Origin of the sequence: Pseudonocardia yunnanensis (assembly GCF_039534065.1) — a bacterium.
In the GTDB taxonomy this organism is placed as follows: domain Bacteria; phylum Actinomycetota; class Actinomycetes; order Mycobacteriales; family Pseudonocardiaceae; genus Pseudonocardia; species Pseudonocardia yunnanensis.
Map to the genome: position 1 here is coordinate 466,703 of NZ_BAAAUS010000006.1, position 13,458 is coordinate 480,160.

Here is a 13,458-nt window from a genome sequence, read left to right on the forward strand (position 1 = left end):
CCGGCGCCGCGGATGGTCGCCCGATCCGGGTGATGACGCTGAGCGGTTGAGAGGCGTGGGGTGAGCACTCGTTCTCTTGACAGAGCGCGGACTGCGTCGTACCCGGCGCCCACGGAGAATGCATCGCGTTCAGGGCAGGCGACCGGAGGGAGGCGTGGCAGTGGGTATGCCAGAGTCCGGTCCGGACGTGGTGATCATCGGTGGCGGATTCGCTGGAGTGACGGCCGCGCGCGAATCGACGATTTGCGGGCGGATCACGCGCGGCGAGATGGCGCATCTCCAATGACCGAGGCGGCGAGTTCCAGCGATGCCGAGGAGGTGCGAGGCCATCAGCGGCTGCTGGCCCTGCTGCTGGCGGCGGCGATGTTCGTCCTCGTCGTCGACACCTCGCTGATGAATGTGTCGATCGCAGCGGTGGTTCGGGATCTCGGCACCACCGCCAGCGGGGTCCAGTCGGCGATCGCGCTGGAAGCGCTGGTGTCTGCCGCATTCATCCTGATCGGCGGCAAAGTCGGGGATCTCGTCGGGCGCAAGCGGGCCTACGTACTGGGTCTGCTGGGCTACGCCGTCGGCGCCCTGGCGATGGCGTTCGCCCAGAGTCTGACCGCGGTCATCATCTTCTGGGCAGTGCTGGGTGGGATCGGCGCCTCTTTGCTGCTGCCGGCCATGCAGTCGCTCATCCACGGCAACTTCGAAGGAGCGGCGCAGAAGCAGGTCTACGCCCTGGTCGGGGCCGCGGCGGCGATTGCTGCCGCCGTTGGACCGCTGCTCGGAGGCTTCATCACCACCTACCTGTCGTGGCGGGTCGGCTTCGTGCTCGAGGTCGTCATCATCGCCGTCGTGCTGTCCGGCATCAAACTCGTCCGCGACGTGCCCTACACCGGACCGCGGACCATCGATGTCGTGGGCGCACTGCTGTCCGTGGTCGGCATGGGCGGGCTCGTGTTGGGCATTCTGGTGTGGCAGGAGGGCGGCGAATCCGTTGCTGCGCTCCTGGCCACGGGTGCGATCGCGCTGGCCGCGCTGGCGTACTGGCTGGTGCGGCGCAAGCGTGCCGGGAAGCCGACGCTGATAGACCCAGATCTCTTCACTTCGAAGCTGTTCAGGTTCGGGATCTCCCAACAGATGCTCCAGCAGATCGCCCTGGGCGGCACCATGATCGCGCTGCCGATCTATCTGCAGATGGTGCTGGAGTACAACGCGATGCAGGCCGGCCTGTCCCTCGCTCCACTCTCGCTCAGCATGTTCGCCATAGCGCTGCTGGCGGGGAAGAAGGCCGGGCAGCGCCGCCCCAGCAGCATCATCCGGCTGGGATTCGCACTTCTCACCGTGGGCATCGCAGTGGTGATCCCGATCGTGCCTCGCGCTGAGTTCGGCTGGGCCCTCATCATCCCACTACTGATCGCGGGATCCGGGCTGGGATTGTTGGTCTCTCAACTCAACAACTACACGCTGGCCCCGATCTCCGAGGAGCGGGTCAGCGAGGCGGCCGGCGTGAACTCCGCTGCCGGCTCGTTCGGGCTGTCGTTCGGCCTGGCATTCGCCGGCGCCATCATGCTGGCGACCCTGTCGGCCACCTTCACCAACATGGCACATGCGAGCACCGTGCTTCCGCCACCGGAAAAAGAACGCGTCGCACAGGTACTGGAGGAGAACGCGCAGCTGCTGACCAACACGCAGCTCGAACAGCTGCTGGTGAACAAACCCCCGGAGATCCAGGACGAGATCATCAGAATCAACACCGACTCACGACCCATCGCCCTTCAGGTGGCACTGCTCATTCCGCTCCTCGCCGGCCTCATCGGGTTGTGCAACTCATTCCGCATGATGCGCCTGCCCGACCCCGCACCATCCGGCTCCGAAGGGCTGACCCTCTAGAACTGACGGGGATGGCTGACACCTGGCTCTTGATCGTTGAGACCCGCGCGTGCGTGATCCACGGCTCGGACCGTCAGGTCCGTCGCCGGCCGGCGGCGCTGCGTCATGCCGAGGAAGTCAGCGAAAACGCCGGTTTGTCGGAATGTCGGGGTGTGCCCCTACGCTCGCCGCATGCCGCTGACCATCGAAGAGCGCCAGCAGTTCCTTGCCGAACCTCACATCGCCGCACTGTCCGTCGCCGGCGGCGCGGAGCGCGCGCCGCTGACGGTGCCGATGTGGTACCAGTACACGCCGGGTGGTGAGGCCTGGGTGCTCACCGGGGTCGCGTCCACCAAGGCGAAGCTCATCCAGGCGGCCGGCCGCTTCACGTTGATGGTGGATCGTGTCGATCCGACGCTGCGGTACGTCACGGTCGAGGGGTCGGTCACCCGCACGGAGCCGGGCACCGATGAGCACCTCCTGGAGATGAGCAGGCGCTACCTACCGGCGGAAGCCGTGCCCGGCTACGTCGAGGTCGCCAAGGCCGAGCACGGCGAGCAGATGGTCATCTATCTCCGCCCTGAGCGCTGGCTCTCGGCCGACCTGGGGCGCGTCTCCTGACGTGATCCCTCGGTCCGTCGCCCGTCGGCCAGGAATCGTCCCGAGTTGACCGAACCGTCCCCGACGTGCGGTTTTGCGGCTCACCGCGCTCTCTCAGGAGGACTAGTGTCCGGAAGCGAGTGAGCGCGGAGGAACGACGTGGCCGACTGGGACGGGCGTGGGTTGCCGCCGGTTGCTGCCGAACGGGCGCGCCGGGCGGCCGCAGGCGGGGCGTGGACGTCGCTGCTCTCGGCACCGGCGGCAGCTGGACTGAAGGTGGCCGGGTTCGAGCCCGTCGGCGAGGTGATGGGGTCGATCGTCCAGCAGATCGGCTGGTCCGGGTACGGCGGCTGCGGCATCTACGGAGGGATCGGGGGCTTCGGAGGATGGGCGTCCCCGACGATCACGTCGTCGGATTCGATGCGGTTCGGGGGCTTCCGTCCCTACGTCGACGCGCTGTACCGCGGCTACGGCACAGCGCTGGGCCGGATGGCCCAGGAGGCCGCGACGATCGGGGCCGACGGCGTCGTCGGCGTCGGGCTCACGATGTCGCCGCTGCCCGGAGGCCCGCGGGAGTTCACCGCACTGGGCACCGCCGTGCGGGCCGGTGGTGACATCAGGCCGCGCCGTGTCTTCAGCACGCACCTTCCCGGGCAGGACGTCGCCAAGCTCGTGACGGCGGGGTGGATGCCCACCGACCTCGTCTACGGCATCTCGGTCGCCATCCGCCACGACGACTGGCGCACCCGGCAGCAGGCAGCCTGGGGCGCGGGCAACACCGAGGTCGCCGGTTACACCGAGCTGATCACCTACGCCCGCGCCGACGCGCGGGGGCGGCTCGGCCGCCACGTGCACGAGTCCGGCGCCGACGGGGCGATCGTGTCCTCGATGGACCTGCGGGTGTGGGAGATCGAACCAGGTGAGAACCACCTCGACCACGTCGCCGAGGCAACGGTCTTCGGCACAGCGCTGGTGCGCTTCCACACCGCCACCACGCCCCCGACGCGAACTCTGACGTTCCTGCCGCTTCGCTGACCGAACCACCCTGGAGATCCCGTGACCGCCGACCCGACAGAGCTGGGTATCCCAGCAGACGCCATGCGTCGCCTCGCCGAGATGCGGCCCGGGCAGGCAACCAGCCTGTTCACCTCCGATCTCTCCGTCAACGAGTTCCTGCTCGTGCGGGAGGCCGGGTTCCGGCCGGTGGGCCTGGTGCTCGGCTCGAGCATTTACCACGTCGGCTTCCAGATGGGCCGGTGGAACCGCAACCAGGAGCTCACCACCCTCTCGCAGGCGATGTACCACGCCCGCGAGCTGGCGATGACCAGGATGGAGGCGGAGGCCGACCAGCTCGGAGCCGACGGGATCGTCGGAGTGCGGCTGCAGATCGAGTTCAAGGAGTTCGGCGCCGACCTCGCCGAGTTCATCGCCGTCGGCACCGCCGTCACGGCCGACGACCCGCGTCACGAAGGGATGTCCTGGCGCAACAACCGCAACCAGCCCTTCACCTCCGACCTGTCCGGCCAGGACTTCTGGACGCTCGTCCAGGCCGGGTACGCGCCACTGGGCATGGTGATGGGCACGTGCGTGTACCACGTCGCCCACCAGCGGTTCTGGCAGGCGATGGGCAACGTCGGCCAGAACGTCGAGCTGCCGCAGTTCACGGAGGCGCTCTACGACGCCCGCGAGCTCGCGATGAGCCGGATGCAGGCGGAGGCCGAGGAGCTGCACGCGGAGGGGATCGTCGGGGTGCAGCTGCTCTCGCACGGACACCGCTGGGGCGGGCACACCACGGAGTTCTTCGCCATCGGCACGGCGGTGCGCCCGCTGCGTCCCGACCACCGCATCCCGACCCCTCAGCTCGTGTTGCCGCTGACGGACCGGTGACCTGCAGATGACGATGGAACCGAGCGGCCTCGGGCCGATGGGTGACGTGCAGCTGTTGGCGGCCTCCCTGCGCACCGATCGCACCGATGTCGCCTCCTACGCGAGGGTGCTCACCGGCGCTCTGCACGACGCCCTCCCACCCGGAATGGTCGAGGTCGACCGGCGGCGAGGGCTGGGCGACCGGATGGCTGGGCGAGAGGGGCGCGCGGTCGCGGTGGTCGTACACGGCGACGGCCGTCAGCTGGCACTGCGCGAGGGGCCTCACGGCGCTGTGGAGGCCGAGGTGCGCCAGATCGTGCGGGACGTCGTGATCAGTCGCCGCACCGTCACCATCGAACAGTGGCTGCAGGCCCTCGCCGAGGATCTCACCAAGGTCGCCGCCCGCGACGCAGCCGCCCGTGCCGCGCTCGAGCGGCTGCTCGCCGGCGGGATCTGACGCCGTCCGCTAGATCGTTGCCTGTTGGGTGGCGGTGTCGATCTCTTCGATCATCAGTTCCTCGGCCACCCGCTCCGGCGGGAGCGCGAGCCGCACGCCGACGTAGAAGACCGCCAGGGCGAACACCGCCACCACGATGAGGTCGACCCAGGGCGGGATGACGCCGATGCCGCCGTACTGACCGAGGTAGGAGATGACGCCGAGCCCGATGAACCAGGGCAGCACCCAGAGCATCGCGCGGGCGTCGAGGGGCTGGCGCCGGGTCCTGTTGCCGAACAGGTAGTAGAGACCGAAGATCGCCAAGCCGACGGCGATCAGGATCAGCAGCTTCTCCACCGTGGGCCACGACGTCCAGTAGATGATCTCGCTGGCCGCGATGAACGCCAGCGGCGAGATGACCGAGGCGCCCTTGAGACGGTAGGGCCGCACCCGGTCGGGATCGGAACGGCGCAGCGCCATGAGCGTGACCGGAGCGAACCCGTACATCATCACCACGGCCGAGGTGACCAGGCTGACGAAGCCCTGCCAGCTCGGGAACGGCAGGAAGCAGACGATCCCGACCACGAAAGCGAGCAGCAGCGCCACCCAGGGCACACCCCTCTTGCTGATCTTCGCGACCGACCGCGGCACCTGCCCGGAGTGGCCGAGGGCGTAGGCCAGCCTCGCGGAGGTGCCCTCGTAGACCAGACCCGTTCCGGCGGGCGAGACGAACGCGTCGATGTAGAGGATGATCGCGAGCCAGCCCAGCCCGAGTGTGGTGGCCAGCGTTGCGTACGGGCCGAAGTCGCCCTTCCCGACCGGAGCCGACCAGCCGTTGAGCAGGTTCGCCGGATTGAGCGCACCGATGAACGCGATCTCCAGCCCGATGTAGATCACCGTGCCGATCAGCACCGCGCCGATCACCGCGCGCGGGAGGTCACGCTGCGGGTTGCGCGACTCGCTCCCCAATTGCACGGCCTGCTCGAACCCCTGCAGCGCGAATATCACCCCCAACGGCAACGCGGCGAAGACACCGTGCGCACCGAAGGGTGCGAAGCCGCCGCCTGCGGTGAAGTTGCCGGCGTGGAACGACACCGCGAGCAGCACGATGACGGTGAGGACCGGCACGGCGGTCTTCCACAGCATCGTGATCCGATTCGACTCGGCCAGCCACTGCACTCCCAAGATGTTCACGATCGTGAACACCGCGATCAGCGCGATGCCGATGCCCAGACCGCGTCCGGTGAGCGCACCGTCAGCATTGACCAGTCCTGGCCAGATGTGATCCAGATAGCTGAGCGCCGCCTCCACCTCGATCGGCGCGAGCGTGGCCGCCTGCAGCCAGCCCACCCACCCCGCCGCGAAGCCGGCCAGCGTGCCGAACGCGAGCTTCGGGTAGCGGGCGGTGCCGCCGGCGAAGGGGTAGGCGGCGGCGAGTTCGGCGTGCACGAGAGCGAGCAGCACCATCACCACACCCGCCAGCAGCCACGACAGGACCGACGCGCCGCCGGCCGCAGAGGCCGCGGTGAGTGCACCCAGCAGCCAGCCCGAGCCGATGATCGAACCGAGCGAGATGAACATCAACGGAATCGGCCCGACCTCGCGGCGGAAGCCGGACGTGGGCGCAGCCCCACGCCCGGTCGATATGTCGGTCATCGTGAATAAACTCCCGAAATGGTGGAGTGGGACAGAGTTGTCGTGACCATGACTGGACTCTGCTTTGCCTGATCGGCCACGAGTTCCGAATAATACGTACAGGCTACCCGGGATAAAAGGCTGTGGCGACTCTTCCCATACATTCCTGCCGACACTGTCCGAAATGCGGGGACTGGTTCCGCGGGCAAGCCTTGTTACGCTGCTGGAACTCGACCAGGCAAACCATTCATAACGGTCGGGGCATCAGCGCAGCTGGAACCATGCGAGACAAGCGAGACCTGCGACGATGCAGTAGATCCCGAACGGGCGCAGGGAGCGGGTTTCGAAGTACCGCGTGAGGAATCGCACCGATACGTAGGCGCCCACCCCGGAGAGGATGCTGCCCACAAGGATCTGTGGCCGGATGCCGTCGCCGAGCGGGCCCGCGAGGTCACCGACCTTGAGCACACCCGCGGCGAGGATCACCGGCGTGGCGAGCAGGAAGGAGAAGCGTGCCGCGTCGGTGTGGGACAGGCCCTTTCCCAGGCCGGCGACCATGGCGGAGCCGGACCGGCTGATGCCCGGTGCGAGTGCTGCGATCTGCGCGGCCCCGATCAGCATCGCGCGCCCGACCGGGATCTGGGCGAGCCGGCGATCGGCCAACTCCTCGGCGGTCGGCACGGCCGCCGCACGATGCGCGGCTCCGCCGGGGCCGGCGGATACCCGGACCGGAGAGAGCGGAACGGTCGCCGGCTCGGGCTCGCGCAGCTCGGAGCGTCGGCGTAGCCGTTCCGCGACCAGTAGGAGCACTCCATTGAGGACGAGGAAGGCCGCGGTGGGCTCGGGTCTGCTCAGATAGACGCGGAACACGTGCTCGAGGACCAGTCCGGCGATTCCCACCGGGATCGTGGCGAGTACCAGAAGCCATCCCAGACGTTGCTCGGGTTCGACCACCTCGCGCCGGACGATGCTCGTGACGAGCCCCCGGACGATGCGCACCCAGTCGCGCCAGAAATACACGATCAACCCGATGGCCGTGGCCACGTGCAGCCCGACCACGAACGCCAGGTACGGCGACTCCGGCGAGGTGACGTCGAGATCCTGGGCCCAGCTGCCGCCGACCACAGCGGGAATCAGCACGCTGTGCCCGAGACTGGAAACCGGAAAGAGCTCCGCGACCCCTTGCAGGCCACCGATCACGATCGCTTCCAGCCAACTCAAGGTGCCCACTGCGGTGCTCTCCTCGCTGCGAACCGTCGCTCGCCCCGCACCATAATCCAGTGAATACGCGGTCCGTTTGCGCGGTGATATTCCGGTATGCCCGGAAAGTGGGAATGTCACGACGTGAATCAGCCGGGAGCCGTCTCAGATGCGCTGTCCCGGCGCGCAGGCAGAATCGGGTGCATGGTGAATCCGATCGACCAGCACGTCACGTCCGTTGAACCACCTTCCTGCCGGACGGCAGGCGGGCCGCTCGCGGGTCTGCGGCCCTGAGCGATGGTGTTCGTCGCATTCGACACGGCGGAACGGCTCGGCACCGGCGCGCTGCGCTCCCTCGGGTTCGCGGAGGCGGAGGCCGCGCTCGTGCTCGACCACCTCATGGACTGCGAGTTGCGCGGGCTCTCCTATGCCGGGCTCGCGCGGATCCTCAGCATCGCCGACCGGTTCACCCATACCCCGATGACCGACGCCGCCATGCGGATCACCCGCGAGTCGCCGGTGTCGGCCCAGCTCGACGGAGCCGACCGCATCGGCTACCTCGTCGGGCGCCGGGCGACCGAGATCGCCGTCGAGAAGGCCCAGGTGTCGGGCCTGGCCGTGGTGGGTGCGAACCGCACCTGGTACACGGGAATGCTCTCCTACTACGCGGAGATGATCACGGCGGCGGGCATGGTGGCGATGCTCGCATCGAACGCAACGCCCTGGGTGGCGCCCCACGGGGGCACCGAGCCGCGCTTCGGCACCAACCCGATCTGCTTCGGGTTCCCGTCGGCCGGCGGCGTGCCGGTGATCTGGGACATCGGGATCTCGGAGATCATCCACGCGCAGGCCGTGCTGGCGAACCGCACCGGCCGTCGACTGCCGCCCGGATCGGCCTATGACTCCGCGGGCAAGCCGACCGATGACCCGGTGGCTGCACTGTCCGGTGCCTTCACGTCGTGGGGCGGCCACCGGGGCAGCGGGCTCGGGATCGTCGTCCAACTGCTCGGCATCCTGGCCGGATCCCCGGCGCAACCGCCCCAACTCGAGGACTTCGGAATGATCGTGCTCGCGCTGCGTCCGGATCTCTTCGGCTCGGCCGCGGAGTTCGAGCAGCGGACGGCGGAGTTCGCGGCCGCCGTGCGAGCCACGCGACCTGCCGATCCGGCTGTGGCCGTGCGCATGCCGTTCGAGCGGTCGGCGGCCGTGCGCGCGGAACGGAGCGCGGCCGGCGGAATCGAGGTCGAGCAAGCCGTACTCGACGGCCTCCGGCGGCTCACGCCCACCGCCTGACCACAGCGCCGGATCGCGTGTCGCGTGTGCTCAGCCGAGGCTGCGTAGTTGTGGCCAGATCTGATCCCACGGCACCAGCCGGCCGCTTGCCACCCAGACCGGAGTGCCCTGCTCGTCGTTCTCCAGGCCGACCCCGTTGTCGATCCGCCCGGCGAGCTCCACCCGGCTGAACCAGCTGCGCAGCTGCTCCTGGGTGAACGCGACCGCGATCACGGTGGTGACGTCGTCCGACGGCGGGCCCCAGTCCCAGTAGGCGTTGTGGCCGCTGTAGGCCGGGGCGAGCTCGGGCAGATACCGGTCCACGGCGCCGGCCTCCCCGTAGTTCCGGGTCAGGACCGCCACATGCTCGGCGGCGGGGACGGTCGACCGAGCCGCGGCGACGGTGGCGGCGAACTGTGGCCAGCCGACGGTCTCACCCGCGTCGTAGTTGATGTCCACGATCGGGGTCTCCGCCAGCCGCTCCACCGGCACGAGCGGCAGCATGAGGACGCTCGACGTGGCAGCGCTGAGCACGAGTGCGGCCCCCAGGACGACCGAGCGCCACTTCCGTGAGCGTGCCCAGGTCAGCACCGGTGCCGCTCCGGCGGCGAGCAGCACGGGGTAGAGACCCGCGAGGTAGTACGGCTTGCCGCCGGTGGCGATGAAGACCACCACCAGCACCACGTACGCCACCGCGAACGCGCGCCAGGTGCGCAGCGCGGGATCGCGGGCAAGGCGCCACCACCCCATGGCCCAGACGGGGACGAGCAGCGGACTCACCAGGATCAGCTGGAACGGGAGGAACACGTACCAGGGCTCGCTGGTGCCCGAGCTGCCCGCAGCGATCGCGGCGGAGAGCTCGAGCTGCGGAAACCCGTTGGCGGCCTGCCACACGAGGTTCGGCATCCACAGCAGCAGGGCGAGCAGGCCGCCGATCCACGGCCAGGCTGACCGCAGCGCCCTGCGTGGCCCGACCACCACCACGCCGACGAGCAGCGCAGCCAGCAGGAACGCCGGCAGCATCTTGTTCTGCAGCCCGACGCCTGCGACCGCTCCGACGGCGAGCCACAGCGGTCCGCCATTTCGCAGTGCCCGCACCACGAGCCACGAGATCGCGGTCCACACCAGTAGATCGACGGTGGTCGTGGAGAGCATGTGGCTCACCACCGGAAGCACTGCCGAGACGGCCATGCACCCGGCGGCGAGCACCTGTGCGCCCCGGCCCGCGCCGAGCTCGCGGGCGATCAGGCCGGTGAGCAGCACGACGACCCCGGCCATCACCGCCGACGGGAGTCGCAACCCCACCAGCGAACCGTCGAAGAGGGTCTGGAGGGCGTGCGCGAGCAAAGGGGTGAGCGGCGGCTGGTCGGCGTACCCGAAGGCGGGCTCCGACCCTGCCCGGATGAAGTACAGCTCGTCGCGGTGATATCCGTACCGGTCCGCCACCGCGATCAACAGCACCGTGACGGTCCCGGCGACCGCGCCGAGCCATGGCCACGCCGCCGGTTGGCGAACCGGACGGCCGCTGTCGACGACGGTCTCACCCGCGGACTCGATCACGCCTGGACGGTACCGGCCGATTTGCCTCGTATGAGGTTTTGTCTCCCCTCGGATGTTCATCTCACCGGCCCGCGGGGCAGTGAGCAGGCGGGTAGCTTCGCCAGGGGCTCGGAAATGATTTCGAGGGGAACCGATGATCTTCATCGTCGTCAAGTTCACGATCCGGCCGGAGCTCATCGACGACTGGCTGTCGCGCACGGACGAGTTCGCCAAGGCCACACGGGCGGAGCCGGGCAACATCTTCTTCGAGCGGTCGAGGAGCGTGGACGACCCGAACCAGTTCGTCTTCGTCGAGGCGTTCCAGGACGACGCGGCAGAGGCGCACCTGGGCTCCGACCACTTCAGGGCGGCGATGGCCTACATACCGGACTTCGTCGAGACCACCCCCGAGATCATCAACGTCCAGAACGTCGCGGGTGAGGGCTGGGGGAAGATGGCCGAGACCGGGCCGCGCGGCTAGCACGGCCTGACGGGTGTTTCACGTGAAACACCCGTCCTCTCGGTCCTGCTACCGAGCTCGGCGCAGGCCCATCCACTGGAGCTCGGCGAACACCACCACGGCGGCCGCTTGCACGAGCACGACTCCCATCCCGAGTGCGGTGAGGGACTCACGGGCTGCCACCACGGCGGCGATGCTGCCTGCCGACCAGGCGAGGTTGCCGACCACCACCGTCCACGCTGCCGGCCGCGGAATCGTTCTCATTGCCGCGAGGACGACCAGTGCCACCGCGTATGCGACGAAGAACGCGCCCGTGCCGCGGAGGACGTCCTCCGAAATCCCGAGCAGGTCGGTCAGCAGCGGCGCTGCCGCGAGCCCGACGACACTGAGCGCACCGGATCCGGCGGCATCCAGGCGCAGCGCGAACCGCAATAGGCGGCCGCCGTCGGATGTGGTGGCGATGGGGAGGGGAAGTGCGGTCATCGTCGCCTCCTGGCGTGTCGATCACGTCGGTCGGACGGGATCGACTCTGCGCTGCAGGAGGTGCCGGCGTCGATGACGTCGGAGGTAAGGGCGCAGGTCAGAGAGTTGAAACCGGCCGCCTGCGCCGCGGCAACCGAAGGTCGCGCGGCACAGGCGGCCGGTGGGGTACGTCAGCCGGCAAGGATGTCACCGGCGAGGGAGGCCGCGTCGAACTGCGGGGCGCCCAGGTCGGTGACGTCCGGGGCGGCGTCGGTGATGGAGCTCAGGACATCGGCGCTGGGGGCCGCCGGCAGCTCGGGCAGTTCGGGCAGGTCGGCGGGGAGAGCGGGGAGCTCGGGGAGACCGGCCTCGGAGAGAGCGGGGAGCTCGGGGAGGGCTGCGTCGTCCGGGACCGACGGCAGCTCGACCGCCGACACGGCCGACAGGGCCGAGGCGTCCACGCCGTCGGTGACGAACGACGCGGCGTCGAACGAGAATGCGTCCGGCAGGGCCGCCAGGTCGGCGGTCGGAGCCTCCGGCAGGCTGCCGAGGGCGTCCACCGGAAGGTCGGCGTCGGCGAGGGCGCCGAGAGCGTCCACGTCGGGAAGCGTCGGCAGCTCGGGGGTGTCGGCGGCGAAGGCCTGACCGGCGAATCCGACCCCGAGTGCGGCGATACCGGCTGCTGCGGCGGTCGTCCGGATGGTGCGCCGAGCGAAGCTGCTCATGTGTGGTGATTCCTCTCGTGCTGGGTGACGTCGATGTGACGATGATCAACACGGTCAACGAAGACCACTGGCGGTGGTTGCGCTTCGTGATCGCTCAGTTATCACGGTTCACACAATCCGGTGATCTTGCTGCTCCGATTTGCAAAGCCGTCACCTCGACCGATGACGCTCCGAAGCTTGATGTTGTGACGCGAGTGAACGATCACGACCAGGATTCGGCATCATCATCGGAATGGCGCTGCTCGCACGTGTGGGAGCCGGAATCGGGCTCGGTCTGGGTCTCGGCGCCGGCGCCGGTGCTGCCGGAATCGGCTGGTTCTACTCCTCGCTGTTGCTCGATACGTCCGAGCGTCCGCAGTACCCGGAGCGCGTCCTCACCGCCGACGGCGCGACGGTCACCCTGGCGGCCACGCGGCTGACGGCGCAGCCGGGGACGTGGGGTCTGCGGTGGAACGGTCCCGAAGGGCGCCCCGACGTCGGGGGCGGGCTGGCCGTGCTCGGGCCCGTCACGGCGATGCGGCCCGGTGCGGTGGTCCGTACGGTGCGCAGCGGCCCGATCCCCCCGCCCGGCACCGCCGCGGTACTCGACGCCGGTCCGTACGACCCCGATCCCGGCGCGCGCGGCCTGCCGTTCGACGAGGTCGCGGTACCCGGCCCGCTCGGTCACTGTCCCGCGTGGCTCGTTCCGGCCACCGGGGACACCTGGGTGGTGCTGGTACACGGTCGCGGCGGCTCCCGCCGGGAGGCCCTGCGCGTCCTGCCCGCCCTGCACGAGCGCGGCTACCCGGCGCTGGTCGTGACGTACCGAAACGACGAGGGCGCGCCGCCCAGCCCGGACGGCTACTACCACCTCGGCGACACGGAGTGGGAGGACATCGAGGCCGCCGTCCGGTTCGCCGGGGAGCGGGGCGCCCGTCGAGTCGTGCTGTTCGGCTGGTCGATGGGTGCAGCGATCATCGCGGCGATGCTGGACCGCTCTCCCGAGGCGTCCGCGGTGGCGGCGGTCGTGTGGGACGCGCCACTGGTGGACTGGCGCGCGACGCTGCGCCAACAGGCCGGCAACCGGCGGCTGCCGCCCGTGCTGACACACGTCGCGATGGCGATGACCAGCAGGCGCATCGGTATCGACTTCGACCGGTTCGACCTGCTCCTGTGCCCGCCGAGCCACCGTCCGCCGACGCTCGTCGTGCACAGCACCGAGGACACGGCCGTTCCGGTGGCGCCGAGCCGCGCCCTCGTGGCCGCCGCACCCGCCCTCGGCTGGCCGATGCGCTATCTCGAGGTGCCGGGTGTGGAACACACCGGCTCCTGGAACGCCGACCCGGCCGCGTACGAGCAAGCCGTCACGTCGTTCCTCTCCGACGTTCTCTGAGGTGACGCCCCGCGGTGCTGCACTGGCGCTCCCG

At 69.3% G+C, this 13,458-nt stretch carries 13 protein-coding genes; 8 read left to right on the forward strand and 5 right to left on the reverse strand.

Going from position 1 to position 13,458, the window contains the following annotated elements:
* Window positions 1-60 precede the first annotated feature (60 nt).
* From ABD743_RS08400 to ABD743_RS08420, 5 genes are all read left to right on the forward strand, one after another.
* A complete protein-coding gene (locus ABD743_RS08400; protein WP_344720423.1) occupies window positions 61-1,878 on the forward strand; it encodes an MFS transporter in 1,818 nt (605 codons plus the stop codon).
* 171 nt (window positions 1,879-2,049) lie between these two features.
* Window positions 2,050-2,478, forward strand: coding sequence for a pyridoxamine 5'-phosphate oxidase family protein (locus tag ABD743_RS08405; RefSeq protein WP_344720425.1), 429 nt, complete (start codon window positions 2,050-2,052; stop codon window positions 2,476-2,478).
* A gap of 138 nt (window positions 2,479-2,616) precedes the next feature.
* Window positions 2,617-3,492, forward strand: coding sequence for a heavy metal-binding domain-containing protein (locus tag ABD743_RS08410; protein WP_344720427.1), 876 nt, complete (start codon window positions 2,617-2,619; stop codon window positions 3,490-3,492).
* A gap of 21 nt (window positions 3,493-3,513) precedes the next feature.
* Window positions 3,514-4,344, forward strand: a complete 831-nt coding sequence (locus tag ABD743_RS08415) for a heavy metal-binding domain-containing protein (protein ID WP_344720429.1) — start codon at window positions 3,514-3,516, stop codon at window positions 4,342-4,344.
* Window positions 4,345-4,351: 7 nt separating this feature from the next.
* Window positions 4,352-4,780 (forward strand): hypothetical protein, encoded by a 429-nt coding sequence (locus tag ABD743_RS08420; protein ID WP_344720431.1) that lies wholly within the window; start codon window positions 4,352-4,354, stop codon window positions 4,778-4,780.
* A gap of 9 nt (window positions 4,781-4,789) precedes the next feature.
* On the opposite strand, the gene ABD743_RS08425 is transcribed toward ABD743_RS08420, so the two are convergent.
* A complete protein-coding gene (locus ABD743_RS08425) occupies window positions 4,790-6,415 on the reverse strand; it encodes an APC family permease (RefSeq protein WP_344720433.1) in 1,626 nt (541 codons plus the stop codon).
* 243 nt (window positions 6,416-6,658) lie between these two features.
* Window positions 6,659-7,624 carry an undecaprenyl-diphosphate phosphatase gene (locus ABD743_RS08430; RefSeq protein ID WP_344720435.1) on the reverse strand — a complete coding sequence of 322 codons (966 nt, stop codon included), beginning with the start codon at window positions 7,622-7,624 and terminating at the stop codon, window positions 6,659-6,661.
* 267 nt (window positions 7,625-7,891) lie between these two features.
* Between ABD743_RS08430 and ABD743_RS08435 the strand changes: the two genes are divergently transcribed.
* Window positions 7,892-8,887, forward strand: coding sequence for an Ldh family oxidoreductase (locus ABD743_RS08435; protein WP_344720436.1), 996 nt, complete (start codon window positions 7,892-7,894; stop codon window positions 8,885-8,887).
* 30 nt (window positions 8,888-8,917) lie between these two features.
* Here ABD743_RS08435 and ABD743_RS08440 read toward each other — a convergent pair whose 3' ends face one another.
* A complete protein-coding gene (locus tag ABD743_RS08440) occupies window positions 8,918-10,426 on the reverse strand; it encodes a glycosyltransferase family 39 protein (protein WP_344720438.1) in 1,509 nt (502 codons plus the stop codon).
* Between the two features lie 133 nt (window positions 10,427-10,559).
* On the opposite strand from ABD743_RS08440, the gene ABD743_RS08445 reads away from it, so the two are divergent.
* The gene (locus ABD743_RS08445; RefSeq protein WP_344720440.1) at window positions 10,560-10,886 is read left to right on the forward strand and encodes a putative quinol monooxygenase; all 327 of its coding nucleotides are present in this window, start codon (window positions 10,560-10,562) and stop codon (window positions 10,884-10,886) included.
* A gap of 48 nt (window positions 10,887-10,934) precedes the next feature.
* Here the strand turns inward: ABD743_RS08445 and ABD743_RS08450 are convergent, their stop codons facing one another.
* Together ABD743_RS08450 and ABD743_RS08455 are read right to left on the reverse strand one after the other, a co-directional pair.
* Window positions 10,935-11,348, reverse strand: a complete 414-nt coding sequence (locus ABD743_RS08450; protein ID WP_344720442.1) for a hypothetical protein — start codon at window positions 11,346-11,348, stop codon at window positions 10,935-10,937.
* A 170-nt stretch (window positions 11,349-11,518) separates the two neighbouring features.
* Window positions 11,519-12,052 (reverse strand): hypothetical protein, encoded by a 534-nt coding sequence (locus tag ABD743_RS08455; RefSeq protein WP_344720444.1) that lies wholly within the window; start codon window positions 12,050-12,052, stop codon window positions 11,519-11,521.
* 232 nt (window positions 12,053-12,284) lie between these two features.
* Between ABD743_RS08455 and ABD743_RS08460 the strand changes: the two genes are divergently transcribed.
* The gene (locus tag ABD743_RS08460; protein ID WP_344720445.1) at window positions 12,285-13,424 is read left to right on the forward strand and encodes an alpha/beta hydrolase family protein; all 1,140 of its coding nucleotides are present in this window, start codon (window positions 12,285-12,287) and stop codon (window positions 13,422-13,424) included.
* Window positions 13,425-13,458 lie beyond the last annotated feature (34 nt).

Coding starts and splice junctions, on each gene's coding strand:
- ABD743_RS08405 (WP_344720425.1), top strand. CDS start 2,050: ATGCCGCTGACCATCGAAGAGCGCCAGCAGTTCCTTGCCGAACCTCAC.
- ABD743_RS08420 (WP_344720431.1), top strand. CDS start 4,352: ATGACGATGGAACCGAGCGGCCTCGGGCCGATGGGTGACGTGCAGCTG.
- ABD743_RS08425 (WP_344720433.1), bottom strand. CDS start 6,415: ATGACCGACATATCGACCGGGCGTGGGGCTGCGCCCACGTCCGGCTTC.
- ABD743_RS08435 (WP_344720436.1), top strand. CDS start 7,892: ATGGTGTTCGTCGCATTCGACACGGCGGAACGGCTCGGCACCGGCGCG.
- ABD743_RS08445 (WP_344720440.1), top strand. CDS start 10,560: ATGATCTTCATCGTCGTCAAGTTCACGATCCGGCCGGAGCTCATCGAC.
- ABD743_RS08450 (WP_344720442.1), bottom strand. CDS start 11,348: ATGACCGCACTTCCCCTCCCCATCGCCACCACATCCGACGGCGGCCGC.
- ABD743_RS08455 (WP_344720444.1), bottom strand. CDS start 12,052: ATGAGCAGCTTCGCTCGGCGCACCATCCGGACGACCGCCGCAGCAGCC.
- ABD743_RS08460 (WP_344720445.1), top strand. CDS start 12,285: ATGGCGCTGCTCGCACGTGTGGGAGCCGGAATCGGGCTCGGTCTGGGT.